General features: G+C 60.0%; 15 protein-coding genes and 1 tRNA gene. 10 read left to right on the top strand and 6 right to left on the bottom strand.

Translation table 11 applies throughout. The features are described 5' to 3' along the window. The 4 genes from ACIOUG_RS16010 to ACIOUG_RS15995 all read right to left on the bottom strand — a co-directional run. A partial coding sequence (locus ACIOUG_RS16010) for a DUF2164 family protein (protein WP_401066882.1) occupies positions 1-194 on the bottom strand: 194 nt, incomplete at its 3' end. Further along, positions 195-833 (bottom strand): imidazole glycerol phosphate synthase subunit HisH, encoded by a 639-nt coding sequence (hisH, locus tag ACIOUG_RS16005; protein ID WP_007961712.1) that lies wholly within the window; start codon positions 831-833, stop codon positions 195-197. Next, positions 833-1426: an imidazoleglycerol-phosphate dehydratase HisB gene (gene hisB, locus ACIOUG_RS16000; RefSeq protein ID WP_007909204.1), complete on the bottom strand. Its 594-nt coding sequence runs from the start codon at positions 1424-1426 to the stop codon at positions 833-835. The genes hisH and hisB overlap by 1 nt, the downstream gene beginning before the upstream one ends. Positions 1427-1696: 270 nt before the next feature. Next, positions 1697-3361, bottom strand: coding sequence for an OFA family MFS transporter (locus tag ACIOUG_RS15995; protein ID WP_401066880.1), 1665 nt, complete (start codon positions 3359-3361; stop codon positions 1697-1699). Positions 3362-3882: 521 nt separating this feature from the next. Here ACIOUG_RS15995 and ACIOUG_RS15990 point away from each other — a divergent pair. The 6 genes from ACIOUG_RS15990 (at position 3883) to ACIOUG_RS15965 (ending at position 8619) form a co-directional block, all read left to right on the top strand. Beyond that, positions 3883-4287, top strand: a complete 405-nt coding sequence (locus ACIOUG_RS15990; protein ID WP_401066878.1) for an acetyl-CoA sensor PanZ family protein — start codon at positions 3883-3885, stop codon at positions 4285-4287. A 78-nt stretch (positions 4288-4365) separates the two neighbouring features. Continuing rightward, positions 4366-6591, top strand: coding sequence for an AsmA family protein (locus ACIOUG_RS15985; RefSeq protein WP_401066876.1), 2226 nt, complete (start codon positions 4366-4368; stop codon positions 6589-6591). After that, on the top strand, positions 6588-7655 hold the full coding sequence (gene mutY, locus ACIOUG_RS15980; RefSeq protein ID WP_253148820.1) for an A/G-specific adenine glycosylase: 1068 nt from the start codon (positions 6588-6590) through the stop codon (positions 7653-7655). Before ACIOUG_RS15985 ends, mutY begins: the two co-directional genes overlap by 4 nt. Continuing rightward, positions 7652-7924 (top strand): oxidative damage protection protein, encoded by a 273-nt coding sequence (locus ACIOUG_RS15975; protein WP_003220737.1) that lies wholly within the window; start codon positions 7652-7654, stop codon positions 7922-7924. The genes mutY and ACIOUG_RS15975 overlap by 4 nt, the downstream gene beginning before the upstream one ends. A gap of 103 nt (positions 7925-8027) precedes the next feature. Beyond that, positions 8028-8103 (top strand) — tRNA-Phe (locus ACIOUG_RS15970). Beyond that, a complete protein-coding gene (locus tag ACIOUG_RS15965) occupies positions 8071-8619 on the top strand; it encodes a hypothetical protein (RefSeq protein ID WP_401066874.1) in 549 nt (182 codons plus the stop codon). The genes ACIOUG_RS15970 and ACIOUG_RS15965 overlap by 33 nt, the downstream gene beginning before the upstream one ends. Positions 8620-8669: 50 nt before the next feature. On the opposite strand, the gene ACIOUG_RS15960 is transcribed toward ACIOUG_RS15965, so the two are convergent. Further along, a complete protein-coding gene (locus ACIOUG_RS15960; protein WP_401066872.1) occupies positions 8670-9119 on the bottom strand; it encodes a carboxypeptidase regulatory-like domain-containing protein in 450 nt (149 codons plus the stop codon). Between the two features lie 258 nt (positions 9120-9377). Between ACIOUG_RS15960 and ACIOUG_RS15955 the strand changes: the two genes are divergently transcribed. The 4 genes from ACIOUG_RS15955 (at position 9378) to ACIOUG_RS15940 (ending at position 12379) form a co-directional block, all read left to right on the top strand. After that, on the top strand, positions 9378-10436 hold the full coding sequence (locus ACIOUG_RS15955; protein ID WP_401066886.1) for a YhcG family protein: 1059 nt from the start codon (positions 9378-9380) through the stop codon (positions 10434-10436). A gap of 100 nt (positions 10437-10536) precedes the next feature. Beyond that, complete coding sequence (locus tag ACIOUG_RS15950) at positions 10537-11478, top strand: alpha/beta fold hydrolase (RefSeq protein WP_401066871.1); 942 nt, start codon at positions 10537-10539, stop codon at positions 11476-11478. Between the two features lie 28 nt (positions 11479-11506). Next, positions 11507-11920, top strand: coding sequence for a hypothetical protein (locus ACIOUG_RS15945; protein WP_401066869.1), 414 nt, complete (start codon positions 11507-11509; stop codon positions 11918-11920). 6 nt (positions 11921-11926) lie between these two features. After that, a complete protein-coding gene (locus ACIOUG_RS15940; protein ID WP_103485282.1) occupies positions 11927-12379 on the top strand; it encodes a hypothetical protein in 453 nt (150 codons plus the stop codon). A gap of 70 nt (positions 12380-12449) precedes the next feature. On the opposite strand, the gene gabP is transcribed toward ACIOUG_RS15940, so the two are convergent. Continuing rightward, entirely contained in the window at positions 12450-13841 is a 1392-nt protein-coding gene (gene gabP / locus ACIOUG_RS15935; RefSeq protein ID WP_027611243.1) for a GABA permease, read from the bottom strand. Positions 13842-14392 lie beyond the last annotated feature (551 nt).

The following is a 14392-nucleotide window of genomic DNA, read 5'->3' as shown; positions in this document are numbered from 1 at the left end:
ACATCGAAAATCGCCCTGTTGTAATAGTGCGGAGCAATTTCGCGGGTAAACAGCTCAAGAATCTCCGCCGCTTCGAACGAACCCAGGTCGAGTTCGAACCGATCCTCCATGAACCGCTGAATCTTGCGGTTGGCCTCGTTCTCCTGTTCAGGAGTGAGGGTCAGGATCGGCGGTTTGGACTTCTTGGCAGCCATTTACCAGCGACCGTCCCACGCAGCGAAGTTCTGCAGCAATTGCAGGCCATGGGTATGGCTCTTCTCCGGGTGGAACTGCACGGCGAAGCGCGAGCCTTCGGCCAGCGCTGCCGCGAAATCGACCCCGTAATGACCGCTTCCGACCACCTGCCGCGCATTGGCGGCAGCGATGTAGTAGCTGTGCACGAAGTAGAAACGCGCCATGTCCGGAATGTCGTGCCACAGCGGGTGACTGACCTTCTGCTGCACCTCGTTCCAGCCCATGTGCGGGACTTTCAGGTGCTCGCCGTCTTCATGCAGATCTTTGCCGAAGAACTTCACCGCGCCCGGGAACAGGCCGATGCAGTCGACGCCGTCGTTCTCTTCGCTGCTGTCGAGCAGGGCTTGCATGCCGACGCAGATGCCGAGAAACGGACGATCCTGGCTGACTTCACGCACCAGCGAATCGAAACCCAGGCGACGAATCTCCGCCATGCAATCGCGAATCGCACCCACGCCGGGGAATACCACGCGGTCGGCTTCGCGGATCACGTCCGCATCGCTGGTGATCAGCACCTTGCCGGCGCCAACGTGCTCGAGGGCCTTGGCCACCGAGTGCAGGTTGCCCATGCCGTAGTCGATAACTGCAACCGTCTGCATTACAGAACGCCTTTGGTCGATGGCATTTGCCCGGCCATGCGCTCGTCCAGCTCGACGGCCATGCGCAGCGCGCGGCCGAAAGCCTTGAACACGGTTTCGATCTGGTGGTGGGTGTTGGTGCCACGCAGGTTGTCGATGTGCAGGCTGACCAGCGCGTGGTTGACGAAGCCCTGGAAGAATTCCTGGAACAGGTCAACGTCGAAGCCGCCCACGGTGGCGCGGGTGTACGGCACGTGCATCTGCAGGCCTGGGCGGCCGGAGAAGTCGATCACCACGCGTGACAGCGCTTCATCGAGCGGCACGTAGGCGTGGCCGTAGCGACGGATGCCTTTCTTGTCGCCGATGGCTTTGGCGAACGCCTGGCCGAGGGTGATACCGACGTCTTCCACGGTATGGTGGTCGTCGATATGCAGATCGCCCTTGCATTCAATATCCAGGTCGATCAACCCGTGACGGGCGATCTGATCCAGCATGTGCTCAAGAAAAGGAACACCGATATCGAATCGGGCCTTTCCGGTGCCATCAAGGTTGATCGAGGCTTTGATCTGGGTTTCCAGAGTGTCGCGCTCGACAGACGCCTTACGTTCGGCCATCACCAGCTCCGCAAAATCATTGGGCGAAAAAGGCAGCCATTATAGGCACGCGGGGCCGAAACAGAAACACGAGACGTGATATGCCTGACGGACAGGAGCCCCGGCTGTCGCGGGTAGACATGTCCATACAAGCCATTTGAAGCAGCACAAAACAAATATGGGAGCGGGCTTGCTCGCGAAGAGGGAGTGTCAGTCAACATCAATGCTGAATGACATACCGCCTTCGCGAGCAAGCCCGCTCCCACAGGGGTACTGCGTTTTACCCATTACTTAGTGAAACAGTACCGCCGTCTTCTGCAGGGTCACCCACACACCCCACGCCAACGGAATACCCACCACCAGCCACGCGGCGATTGCCAGTGGCTTGCTGCCCGGTGCGGCTTTCCACTCCAGCACGGTGCTCGCATCAGCACCTTTGTCGTGACCCAGTGCCTGTTCGGCAGCCAGCTCAGCGTCGGTCATGAAGTACTTGTCGGCCACCGGACGCACCAGCAGGTTGCACAGGAAACCCAGCACCAGCAGGCCGGCGAGGATGTACAGGGTGATGTCGTAAGCGGCGGCGCGTTCAACGCCGATGCTCAACTGATACTCACGCAGGTAGTTCACCAGCACCGGACCGAGCACGCCGGCCGCAGCCCAGGCAGTCAGCAGGCGACCGTGGATCGCACCGACCATTTGCGTGCCGAACAGGTCCGCCAGATACGCCGGAACGGTCGCAAAACCACCGCCGTACATCGACAGGATGATGCAGAACGCCGCCACGAACAGCGCTACGTTGCCCAGATGGCCCATGTTCGGGATCAGTGCGTACAGGGCAAAACCGAGGGCGAAGAACACGAAATAGGTGTTTTTGCGACCCAGGTAGTCCGAGAACGAGGCCCAGAAGAAGCGGCCACCGATGTTGAACAGGCTCAGCAGACCGGTGAAGCCGGCAGCAATCGCGGCGATCGAAGCCAGTTGCCCGGCGTCCAGTTGACCGAACGGCACGTCGACGCCCAGCAGCTTGCCGCCGAACACTTCCTGCAGCAGTGGCGAAGCCATGCCGAGGATGCCGATACCGGCCGATACGTTCAGGCACAGCACCAGCCACACCAGACGGAACTGCGGGGTTTTCCACGCCACATTCACGTGCACGTGACGGTGGGTGATCATCGCGTTCGAGGCTTTCTTTGCCGGAGCGGTCCAGCCTTCAGGCTTCCAGCCGGTTGGCGGCACGCGGTAGGCCAGGGCGCCACCGATCATGAACACGAAGTAGATCGCCGCCATGGCCACGAAGCTCTGCCACACGCCGACACCGGCAGGCGAAGCGAAGTGGCTCATCAGCGCAGTGGCCAACGGTGCACCGACCATCGCGCCGCCACCGAAGCCCATGATCGCCATGCCGGTTGCCATGCCGCGCTTGTCCGGGAACCACTTGATCAGGGTCGAGACCGGCGAGATATAGCCCAGGCCCAGACCGATACCGCCGATCACGCCGGAGCCGATCCACATCAGCCAGATCTGGTGGGTATAAATCCCCAGTGCCGAGATCAGCAGACCGCCGCACCAGCACAATGCCGACACCACACCGGCCTTGCGTGGCCCGGCGTGTTCCAGCCAGCCACCCCAGATCGCTGCCGAGCAGCCGAGGAAAATGAAGAACAGGGTGTAGATCCAGCCGAGCATGGAGATCGGCCAGTCGCATTGCGAAGAAAAGACCTGAGCGATGAAGCTCATGTCCGGCGCGCAAGCCACAGGCGCGGTGACGCCCAGCGCCTTGGACAGCGGCAACCAGAACACCGAGAAACCGTAGGCCATGCCGATGCACAGGTGGATGGCCAGCGCGGCCGGTGGAACCAGCCAGCGGTTGAAACCGGGCTTGGCGATGATGCGCTCCTTGGACAGGAACGCAGGCTGGTCGGCTTTGAGGCCGTCCGCCGTGATGCTCGTGCTCATTGTGTATCCCCCAATTATTAGTATGGTTCGCCAGCCACTGCTCACCCTCGGCCTTTATGCACGCAGGCATGACCGTTTTTTCAGGTGAAGCTCCTTGAAGGCGCGACGTTAAGTCGCAGAAGGACGGACGAACCGGCGAAGGTTACCATTTGCAGGTGACAGAAAAACCAAACTGATATCACCTTTTTCGTGTCATCTGATCTCGTCTCCTGCAGGAGCTGCGGAACGCTGCGATCTTTTGATCTTTTTTGAAACCGCCAACATCAAAAGATCGCAGCCTGCGGCAGCTCCTACCTAGAGCTGCACATACCTGTAGGAGCTGCGGAACGCTGCGATCTTTTGATCTTTTTTGAAACCACCAACATCAAAAGATCGCAGCCTACGGCAGCTCCTACCTAGAGCGGCGCATACCTGTAGGAGCTGCGGAACGCTGCGATCTTTTAAGCTTTTTTGAAACCGCCAACATCAAAAGATCGCAGCCTGCGGCAGCTCCTACCTAGAGCCTCACAAACGGGAAAATCATGCCTGTCATCGTTCAAACGCTTGAAGACGCCAGTTACCAGGATCAACAGGATTTGCAGAAGATCTACCGTGATGCCCCGCAATGGCTGTTCGCACCGTATTCCGGGGACGCCCAACTGATCGAAAGCAGCCTGGCCGACGGTTCTTTGATTACAGGACGTTTCAATGACCGACTGCTCGGTGCAGCGCGCCTGACAAGGCACGACGGGGTTTGGTACTTGTCCCATCTGTGTGTACGAAAAGTCACCAGGCGCCGAGGGGTAGCGGAGCGATTGGTGAACCAAGCGCAGAAAATGGCGTCGCAAGCGGGTGCACAACTGCGCCTGCTGGCACCGGCCGGACACCTTGAAACGCAGGCACTGGCCGCCAAATTGCAATTGCCGCTGGAAGTCATCGCGACATGACAGCGCCCCGAATGGGGCGGATGCAGCGCTATACTCCCCGGCTAAATTACGAATTCGACTAACTACAAGGACTCGCCCATGAAAGCGTTCGGCAAAATCCTGGGTCTGGTACTTCTCGGGCTGTTGCTGATCATTGTGGCGGCGGGCTTCGCCCTGACCCACCTGTTTGATCCCAACGACTACAAAGACGAGATCCGCCAGATAGCCCGCGACAAGGCCCACATCGAGCTGACGCTCAATGGCGATATCGGCTGGAGCCTGTTCCCGTGGCTCGGCCTGGAACTGCATGAAGCCAGCATCGCCACCCTGATCAATCCGACCGAACCGTATGCCGACCTGCAGATGCTCGGCCTGTCCGTGCGTGTGCTGCCGCTGTTGCGGCGCGAAGTGCAGATGAGCGATGTGCGCGTCGAAGGCCTGAACCTGCGCCTCAAACGCGACAAGAGCGGCCACGGCAACTGGGAAGACATCGGCAAACTGCCGCCAGCAGCCGCGCCCGCCGGCAGCCCGGCGCCGGCCAACGCACCCGTTGCAGAAGCCAGCCCACAGCCGGAAAAACCGCCACAGCCAATCCGCCTCGACATCGACAGCCTGACCGTCAACAACGCCCGCGTTGAATACAATGACGAGCAGACCGGCAAGCAGTACAGCGCCGAGAGCATCCAGCTGAGTACGGGCCCGGTACACGATTCGACCAACATTCCGCTGAAAGCCACGGCGTTCCTCAGCACCAATCAGCCTGTGCTGCGGGTGCGTACCGAACTCAACGGCGAACTGCGCATCGAGCGCGCCCTGCAACGCTACAAGTTCGAAGACATGAAACTGTCTGGCGAATTGACCGGCGACCCACTGCAGGGCAAGGCCATGACCTTTTCCGCCCAAGGACAGATCTTGCTGGACAAGGCGGCGAACGTCGCTGAATGGACCGGTATCAAGATCTCCGCCAACCAGTTGCGCGCCCTCGGTGAGCTGAAAGCCAACGACCTCGACAAGACCCCGCAGATCACTGGCGGGATTTCGATCGCCCAGTTCGATCTGGCGAAATTCGTCGACAGCATCGGCCAGACGTTGCCGGCCATGGCGCCCGGCAGCCTGAGCAAGGTCGAACTGGTCAGCCGCGTGGCCGCCACGCCCACCAGCGTGGCCTTCGACAATATCAACCTGAAACTCGACGACAGCAGCTTCAGCGGGCGCATTGCCGTGGAAGACTTCGCCAAGCAGTCGCTGCGCGCGATCCTCAAGGCCGACACCTTTGATGTCGACCGCTACCTGCCGCCGAAATCGGACAAGGCCAAAAACGCTACGCAAGTGCGTCAGGCTGAAGTCGCCAGCACCGAAGCCGATGCCATGGCCGGTGCCGGCAGCACGCCGCTGCCGGACAAACCGAGCAAAAGCGCCTGGAGCACCGAGCGTCTGCTGCCGGTCGAGCGTCTGTCCAAACTCGACGTCGATGCCGACCTGAGCTTCGGTCAACTGACCCTCGACAAACTGCCGATCCAGAACGCCGCGCTCAAAGCCACCGGCCAGGGCGGCCTGCTGACGCTGGAGAACCTGCGCGGCGGCCTGTACAACGGCGACTTTGAAGCCAAGGGCACCCTCGACGTACGCCCGAGTGCGCCGGTGCTGAACCTGCAGACCAGAATCAACCGAGTACCGGCCGAGAAAATCCTCGAAAGCCAGGGCAAGAATCCGCCGGTCAAAGGTCTGGTCACGCTGACCAGCAACCTCACCGGCAGCGGCAACAGCCAGCAGGCGCTGATCGACACCCTCAATGGCAACGCCAGTTTCGTGATCAACAACGGCGTGCTGCTCAACGCCAACCTTGAACAGCAACTGTGCAAAGGCATCGCCACCCTCAACCGCAAAACCCTCAGCGGCGAGCCGCGGGGCAAGGACACGCCGTTCCAGGAACTCAAGGGCAACCTGACTTTCCGCAACGGCGTCGCCAGCAACCCGGACCTGAAAGTGCGCATCCCCGGCATGACCGTCAACGGCGATGGCGACATCGACCTGCGGGTGCTGGGCATGGATTACCGAGTCGGCATCATCGTCGAGGGCGACACCAGCGCCATGCCGGATCCGGCCTGTCAGGTCGGCGAGAAGTTCGTCGGCATCGAGTGGCCGCTGCGCTGCCGTGGCCCGCTGGAGCTGGGCGCCAAGGCCTGCCGTGTGGATAACGAACGTCTCGGCCAGGTCGCGACCAAAATCGCCGGTGACAAACTCAGCGAGAAGATCGATGAAAAACTCGGCGACAAGGTCAGCCCGGAATTGAAAAACGCATTGAAGGGGCTGTTCAAGCGATGACAGCGGAGCAGTTTTCCACGGCGGTGCTGGAATGGTTCGACCGCCACGGCCGCCACGATTTGCCTTGGCAGCAAGACATCAACCCGTATCGGGTGTGGGTGTCGGAGATCATGTTGCAGCAGACCCAGGTCAGCACCGTGCTCAATTACTTCGACCGCTTCATGGCCGCGCTGCCAACCGTGCAAGCGCTGGCCGAAGCGCCGGAGGACGAAGTGCTGCACCTGTGGACCGGGCTCGGTTACTACACCCGCGCGCGCAATCTGCAGAAGACCGCGAAGATCGTCGTCAGCCAGTACGGCGGCGAATTTCCGCGGGACGTCGAAAAGCTGACGGATCTGCCGGGGATCGGCCTGTCCACCGCCGGCGCCATCGCCAGCATCAGCATGGGCCTGCGCGCGCCGATCCTCGATGGCAACGTCAAACGCGTTCTGGCGCGTTTTACCGCGCAGGAGGGATACCCTGGGGAACCGAAGGTCGCCAAACAGCTGTGGGCCAATGCAGAGCGTTTCACGCCGCACGATCGGGTCAACGCCTACACCCAGGCGATGATGGATCTTGGCGCCACACTGTGTACGCGCAGCAAACCGAGCTGCCTGCTGTGTCCGCTGGAAAAGGGCTGCGAGGCGCACATGCTCGGGTTGGAAACGCGCTATCCGATCCCCAAACCGCGCAAGGCCATCCCGCAGAAACGCACGCTGATGCCGCTGCTGGCCAACGGCGAAGGCGCGATTCTGCTTTATCGCCGTCCGTCGACAGGCCTGTGGGGCGGTTTGTGGAGCCTGCCGGAACTCGACGACCTCGACGACCTGCAACATCTGGCCGACCAGCACTCGCTGACCATGGGCGAGCAGCAGGCGCTGCCAAGCCTCGTCCACACCTTCAGCCATTTCCAGCTGTCCATCGAACCCTGGCTGGTTCAGGTGCAGGAGGCAGGCCACCACGTGGCCGAGGCCGACTGGCTCTGGTATAACCTCGCCACCCCGCCGCGCCTGGGCCTTGCCGCCCCGGTCAAAACCTTGCTCGAACGCGCGGCCGCCGTATTGAACGCAGGAGAGTCGTCATGACCCGCACCATCATGTGCCGCAAGTACAAAGAAGAACTGCCCGCGCTGGAACGCGCTCCTTTCCCGGGCGCCAAAGGTCAGGATATTTTTGACCACGTCTCGGCCAAGGCCTGGGCTGACTGGCAGAAACACCAGACCCTGCTGATCAACGAAAAGCGTCTGAACATGATGAACGCCGAAGACCGCAAATATCTCCAGGGCGAAATGGACAAGTACTTCTCCGGCGAGGATTACGCCAAGGCCGAAGGCTACGTTCCGCCCGCAGAGTAAACCCGCAAAATCGGGGGTCGGATCGTAAGCGACGGAATTAATTTAAGAAATTTTAAAAAAGTCGTTGACGTAAATCCGAAAAACCCTTTTAATGCGCCCCGTTGCCCAGATAGCTCAGTCGGTAGAGCAGGGGATTGAAAATCCCCGTGTCGGCGGTTCGATTCCGTCTCTGGGCACCAAATACCGAAAACCCTGAATCGCAAGATTCAGGGTTTTTTTATGCCTGCGATTTGACGGCGGCTCACTTCATCCTTTTTCTGGGCTGCGCAAATGCGCGACGGGTTTCGAACAAAGACGATCCGCGCTACTTTGGCCGCACCTTATGGAAGAGGGTCATCCGTTCGATGAACCAGAAAAGAACCCGCGTCCCCCTGCCCCATCCGCCACCCTATCGCCAGAGCCGGGTGGCATTCTGGCTGACGGTACTGGTCGGCGTTTTGATCGCCTTCCTCATCGCCGCGTCGATTTATCTGATCGTCCACAGCCTGGACAGCGGCTCCATCACCACCTGGAACCGCTCCGGTCCACGCCATACCTACACCCTCGCGCAGCAACCCCGAATGTTTTGGTTCGAGATCGTGTCGCAGTGCATCGGCACCGTGTTCCTGATAGCCCTCGGCTGGATCGGATTATGGATTTACCGGATGGCGCACGAGCCCAGCGACAAGCAGAAGGCCAAGCGCAGGCGGGGGTAAAGGAAGGCGCGGGATTGCACCCGCGCCTCGACTTTCAATTACACCCAACGCTATCCAGCGTCATTCCAGTGGAACACCAGATTGCGCGCAGTGCCGCTGCCAACATCTGTCACGTCACGCCGTGTTTCGCCATTGCGCGTGGCGACCACGGTGTACTTACCGGGTGGCAACTGCACGTACACCAGCGGGCCCGTCTGGGTGAGAGTCAGCACGGTTTGTTCTGGTGACTTTTGAATCGTCACATCGACATCAGCGGTGTACTGATCCTGCGCACCCACCGCGAACGTCATGTGCAGGTTGTAACCGGTGGATTGTTGAATGGCTTTTGCCTCATCAACGCCAATCCCGCCGGACAGGTAGTTGATGCCGTTTTGCTGTTGCTGCTGGACTTGCACGCCGGCACTGTCGACCGGTTCCAGGTTGGCGGCCTGGGACATGCCAGGCAACAGCAGCCAACTGACAGCAGCGAGCGGCAGCATGAATGAACGAATGTTTTTCATGATGGCGACTCCGGGGTTCTGAAGAACCCAATCGTTACCCTTTTTTAGATCTGGCACCGCAAGGCTTGTTTTAGATTGATTGGTACTTGGCGCATGTACGAAATGGACTACAGACCATTGCTATCAATACGCCTTTTGCCGGCAACGTCCTGCACTACCCATCCCGCCTTCCTGCTGACTTCACAGGCTCGCCCGACATCGCCGAGCGGTGAATCCCGGCATGCTTTTGCGTCTGTTTCCAATGATGCGGAAGACTCGATGAACCCGTTAAAAACTGATGATGCGCAAGACCCGAAAATCGATTCATTGCTGGGAGAGTTGGGCGAACTGATCCGCCAGGCGCGGCAAAAAGTGCTGCGTGCGGTTGATACGATTCAAGTCCAGACCTGTTGGCAGATCGGCCGGCATATTGTCGAGTTTGAACAGCAAGGGGCGCAGCGGGCGGGGTACGGCAAGCGGTTGCTGGCTTTGTTGGCGAAGGATCTGACGGCGCAGTTCGGGAAGGGGTTTGATGAAACCAATCTTCGCAAGATGCGCCTGTTTTATCAGCTGTTCCCAATTCGAGACGCACTGCGTCTCGAATTGAGCTGGACTCACTATCGCAGGCTGCTGCGGGTCGAAAGCGCAAAAGCGCGTCAATGGTACGTGGAAGAAACCGCGAACCTGAACTGGTCCAGCCGCGCCCTTGATCGCCAGATCAATACGCTCTACTACGAACGACTCCTCATGAGTCGAGACAAGGCCGATGTGATTGAGGAAGCCTCCACCAACATTGAGGCGATGAAAGACAATCCGCGCGAATTCATTCGCGACCCAGTCTTGCTAGAGTTTCTCGGGCTGCCTGCGCCCTGCAAGATCAGAGAGGATGCTCTTGAACAGGCTCTCATCGAACACCTGCAGGGCTTTCTTCTTGAGCTGGGCAAGGGCTTTTCCTTCGTCGCTCGCCAACAACGCCTCAGTACTCATGATGTAGATCTGTACATCGATCTGGTGTTCTACAACTATTTGCTCAAATGCTTCGTGATCATTGAGCTCAAAAGCGGAAGGCTCAGTGCCCGCGACGTCGGACAAATGGACATGTACGTGCGCATGTACGACGAACTCAAGCGCAGCGAAGGCGACAAACCGACAGTCGGGATCATTCTGTGTGCTGAGAGCAATGACTCGGTCGCGCGTTACTCGATGCTCAAGGGCAATGAGCAACTGTTCGCCAGCAGTTACAAAACCATACTGCCGAGTGAGGAAGAACTGCGCGCCGAACTCAATCGGGAACAGGCTCTGATCGAAGAACGCCTGCTCCTGCAATCCGCTGAATAGAAACGGCGGATTGTTCCCGTGTGGCGTGAAGGCTATTGTTGACAGCTCCGCGAAAGGGTCGAAAGCGATGAGCTGTCAGGATGCGTCAGCAACGCAAGACATGCAGTCACCGTCACCGGTGTTGACAGGCAAACAAGGTGAGGCCTTCAAGGAAGTCGCCGCCGATGGCTTTGTGCTCGGCGGTTTCACTTGGCAGCACACCCTGTCTGACACGCAACGCCCGGTAGTCATCATCAACGCTGCCACCTCGGTCCGCTGCCGACACTATTCACGCTTCGCCGATTACCTGTTCGCCAACGGCTTCGACGTGATCACCTACGACTACCGAGGCATCGGCGAATCACGTCCGGCAACCCTGAAAGGCCTTGAGGCCTCATGGACCGATTGGGGCGCACTGGATTTCGAGGCGATGCTCAAACGCGCGCAACGGGAGTTTCCCGGCCAGCCAATCGATGTGGTCGGCCATAGCTTCGGCGGTTGCGCGGCGGGACTTGGCGAGTCCGGGCAGGTCATTCGTCGGCTGGTGACGGTCGGCGCGCAGTTCGCTTACTGGCGCGACTACGCCCCCGAACAGCGCTGGCGCATGTTTGGCAAATGGCACCTGCTGATGCCGCTTCTGACGCGGTTCTGTGGCTATTTCCCGGGCAAGCGCCTCGGCTGGCTGGAGGACACGCCGGCTGGCGTCGTACGCGACTGGAGCACGCCTGCCGCGCGCTACGAGCAGCGCCCGAGCGGTCGCCGACTGCTGAAGGCAAGCGGTCGCCTGCCCTTCGTCAACGTCCGCGCAAAGACCTTGGCGATCAGTATCAGCGACGACCCGTACGGCACGATCCCGGCCATCGAACGCCTGCTCAGCTACTTCAGCCATGCGCACAAATCCCACCTGCGCATCGCGCCGCAGGACATCGGCGAGCAACAAGTCGGACATTTCGCCTTTTTTCGCAGCGCATACCAAGCCACACTATGGCCCATCGCTCTGACCTGGCTGCAAACCGGCGAGCTGGCCCCCGACACACCCGGGCGGCCAGTGCCACGCAGCTGAGCCCTTCAAACGCACGACGGAACAGACCATGGCCTCCGCCAACAAGCAGCAAAAACGCGCCGCCCGGGCCAAGACCAAGGCCAAGCAGAACCGCACCAAACGCGCCGAGGCGCCGGTCGAACTGGACCCGAACGATGACCGCATCGACTTCGAATCGGTGGACCTGACCGAGCTGTTCAAGAAAATGATCGACGCCGAGAAGATCAGCCAGCAAGCCATGTGCACCGCGTTCCTCGAAGACCCACTGCTGGAGCTGGTCTACGAGCAGGAAGGCGAAGAAGGCGCGATGGACTTCATCCTCGCCGCGCTGATCGAGTATCGCCAGTGGTCGAAAGAGACCGACGAAGCCGGCGCCCTGGCGTGGATCGAATCCCCGGCCTTCCAGGCCGACTATGTGGCGGCGTCCGACGCGATTGCCGCACAAACCCCACAGAAGAACTGAGTTCCCATGGCATCCCTGAACAAGCAACAGAAACGCGCCAAACGCGCCAAGGCCAAAGCCAAGCACATCCGCATGGTCGGGCGTAAGCCGCTGGACCAGGACGACAACCTCGGCCATCTGGACGAGCCGATCCCGGAATACACCCTCGCAATGTTCAGCAAAATGCGCGACGCCGAAGCCGTCAGCCGCAACGAAATGCTGCTGACCCTGCTGCGCGAACTGGCGTTCATCATCGTTGACCATCCAGAGCTGCTGGACATGGAAAACGCCGAGAACGAAGGCATGGCCGCCACCCACCTGGCCGCCGACATGCTGATCGACTACCGCATGTGGGCCGACGGCATGGACATCGAAACCGCCCAGGCCTGGCTGACCGAACCACAGTTCATCACTGATTTCGGAATTGCGCTGGATACTTACGGCAAGTCGCTGGATGCCCAGGAAGAAAAGAGCGAATAAACCCCGCTCACAAACAAAAACGGCCGCTCGTCATCACTGACAGCGGCCGTTTTGCATTACGCGTTGCGGATCAGTTCAACACCACCGCACCACGGTTTTCCAGCTTGCGGCGGCGTGCCACCAGCAGGCCGGCAGCAACGACCATGAGGCTCAGCAGACCGGTTGCGAGGATTTCCACGCGGTGGGCTTCCTGGAACAGCATGATGGTCAGGGCCGCGACGATGAAGATGATCACCGCGTAGGTCAGGCCCGGGAAGAGCCACATGCTGAAGACGATTTTCTCGCCGCGGGCCATGCGTTGTTTACGCATGCGCAGTTGCGAGAACGCGATCACCAGGTACACCAGCAGTGCAATGGCGCCGGAGCTGGCCAGCAGGAATTCGAACACCGCGGCCGGGGCCACGTAGTTGGCGAAGGTGCAGAGGAACGCCGCGCCGGTCGACAGCATCACCGCCCAGTAAGGCGTGCCGCTTTTGTTCACCCGGGTCGACATGGCCGGTGCATCACCGCGCTTGCCGAGGGAGAACAGCATGCGCGACGAGGTGTACAGCGCCGAGTTCAGGCAGCTGGTGACCGCGACCAGCACCACGATGTCGACGATCATTTTCGCGTTCGGAATACCCATGCGCTCAAGCACGGTCTGGTAGGAACCGAGGTTGGCCAAGGTCGGATCGTTCCACGGCACCAGGGCCACAACAATGAAGATCGACACGAGGTAGAACAGGCCGATCCGCCAGATCACCGAGTTGGTGGCCTTGGAGATCTGCTTGCCCGGGTTCTTCGATTCCGCGGCCGCGATGGTCACGATTTCGGTACCCATGAACGAGAACATGGTGGTCAGGATTGCGCCCAGCACCGCGCCCATGCCATTTGGCAGGAAGCCGCCGGAGTCGAACAGGTGCGAAACACCGCTGACCTGGCTGTTCGGCAGGAAGCCGAAAACGGCCGCAAGACCCAGCGCGATGAAGCCGATGATCGCCAGGACCTTGATCAGGGCAAACCAGAATTCGAATTCACCGTAGTTTTTCACGCTGAACAGGTTGGTGACCGTCAGCAGCATGGTGATGATCAGTGCGAATGCCCAGATCTCGATCCCCGGGAACCAGGCATGGAGGATGGTCGCGGCGGCGTTGGCTTCCAGCGGAATCACCAATACCCAGAACCACCAGTACAACCAGCCGATGGTGAAACCGGCCCAGTGCCCGATGGCACGGTCGGCGTAAGTCGAGAACGAGCCGGTGTCGGGCGAAGCGACAGCCATCTCACCGAGCATACGCATTACCAGCACCACCAGAGTACCGGCGGCGGCGTAGGCCAGCAGTACGGCAGGGCCGGCGGCAGCGATCGCGTGGCCGGAGCCAACGAACAGACCGGCGCCGATAACACCGGCGATCGACAACATGGTCACATGACGCGGTTTGAGCCCCTGTTCGAGGCCATTGGAGCTTGGGGTACTGCTCATCGGAACTACCTTTGCGAGGAAAGCGATTGCGTCCGTCCCGTCTGGCTTTCCTTCTCGTAAAAAGAAACCAACGGGGCGTTCCAGATTCTGCACGCAATTATTGCGCCAAAATGTTTCAAACTCTTCTGGGCCGCGCTTCTCAGCGCGACCGGACAGTCATCGCAAGTCATTGGAATGAATGGCAATTCGCCAGAGCGTTACCCTGCGACTCACTTTTCAAACGAACGAGCGCACCAGAAACACACTGAAAAAGTGTGGGATGCACAATAAAAGGGCGAATCAGGTACGTTCGGCCGGATAGCGCTTCCAACACCCCGCCAAAGCTGGCAACATCGCGCCTTTTTTTACGCAACACCCACGGGGCTGCACGTTTAAACACCCGTTCGGTTGTTGATGGGGCGACAGTCTGCTGTGCCGATGCGACAACCTGCCACACGCCATCCGCTTACCGCTCGTAGCGCTGTTGGCTGCCATTGAAACGCTATGCTAGCTTGGCCGCCTCGCCAGGAGGGGGGGGGCGCGGGCGGGGCGGGGGGGGGGGGGGGGGGGGT

This window comes from Pseudomonas sp. NPDC087803, from assembly GCF_044742995.1.
GTDB lineage: Bacteria > Pseudomonadota > Gammaproteobacteria > Pseudomonadales > Pseudomonadaceae > Aquipseudomonas.
Note: the sequence above shows the minus strand (reverse complement) of the source record. Positions and strands in the feature narration are given on the sequence as shown.

Bases quoted from the DNA above. Each gene is read 5' to 3' on its own strand.
- hisH (WP_007961712.1), bottom strand. From the start codon at position 833: ATGCAGACGGTTGCAGTTATCGACTACGGCATGGGCAACCTGCACTCG.
- hisB (WP_007909204.1), bottom strand. From the start codon at position 1,426: ATGGCCGAACGTAAGGCGTCTGTCGAGCGCGACACTCTGGAAACCCAG.
- ACIOUG_RS15995 (WP_401066880.1), bottom strand. From the start codon at position 3,361: ATGAGCACGAGCATCACGGCGGACGGCCTCAAAGCCGACCAGCCTGCG.
- ACIOUG_RS15990 (WP_401066878.1), top strand. From the start codon at position 3,883: ATGCCTGTCATCGTTCAAACGCTTGAAGACGCCAGTTACCAGGATCAA.
- ACIOUG_RS15985 (WP_401066876.1), top strand. From the start codon at position 4,366: ATGAAAGCGTTCGGCAAAATCCTGGGTCTGGTACTTCTCGGGCTGTTG.
- mutY (WP_253148820.1), top strand. From the start codon at position 6,588: ATGACAGCGGAGCAGTTTTCCACGGCGGTGCTGGAATGGTTCGACCGC.
- ACIOUG_RS15975 (WP_003220737.1), top strand. From the start codon at position 7,652: ATGACCCGCACCATCATGTGCCGCAAGTACAAAGAAGAACTGCCCGCG.
- ACIOUG_RS15960 (WP_401066872.1), bottom strand. From the start codon at position 9,119: ATGAAAAACATTCGTTCATTCATGCTGCCGCTCGCTGCTGTCAGTTGG.
- ACIOUG_RS15955 (WP_401066886.1), top strand. From the start codon at position 9,378: ATGAACCCGTTAAAAACTGATGATGCGCAAGACCCGAAAATCGATTCA.
- ACIOUG_RS15950 (WP_401066871.1), top strand. From the start codon at position 10,537: ATGCAGTCACCGTCACCGGTGTTGACAGGCAAACAAGGTGAGGCCTTC.
- ACIOUG_RS15945 (WP_401066869.1), top strand. From the start codon at position 11,507: ATGGCCTCCGCCAACAAGCAGCAAAAACGCGCCGCCCGGGCCAAGACC.
- ACIOUG_RS15940 (WP_103485282.1), top strand. From the start codon at position 11,927: ATGGCATCCCTGAACAAGCAACAGAAACGCGCCAAACGCGCCAAGGCC.
- gabP (WP_027611243.1), bottom strand. From the start codon at position 13,841: ATGAGCAGTACCCCAAGCTCCAATGGCCTCGAACAGGGGCTCAAACCG.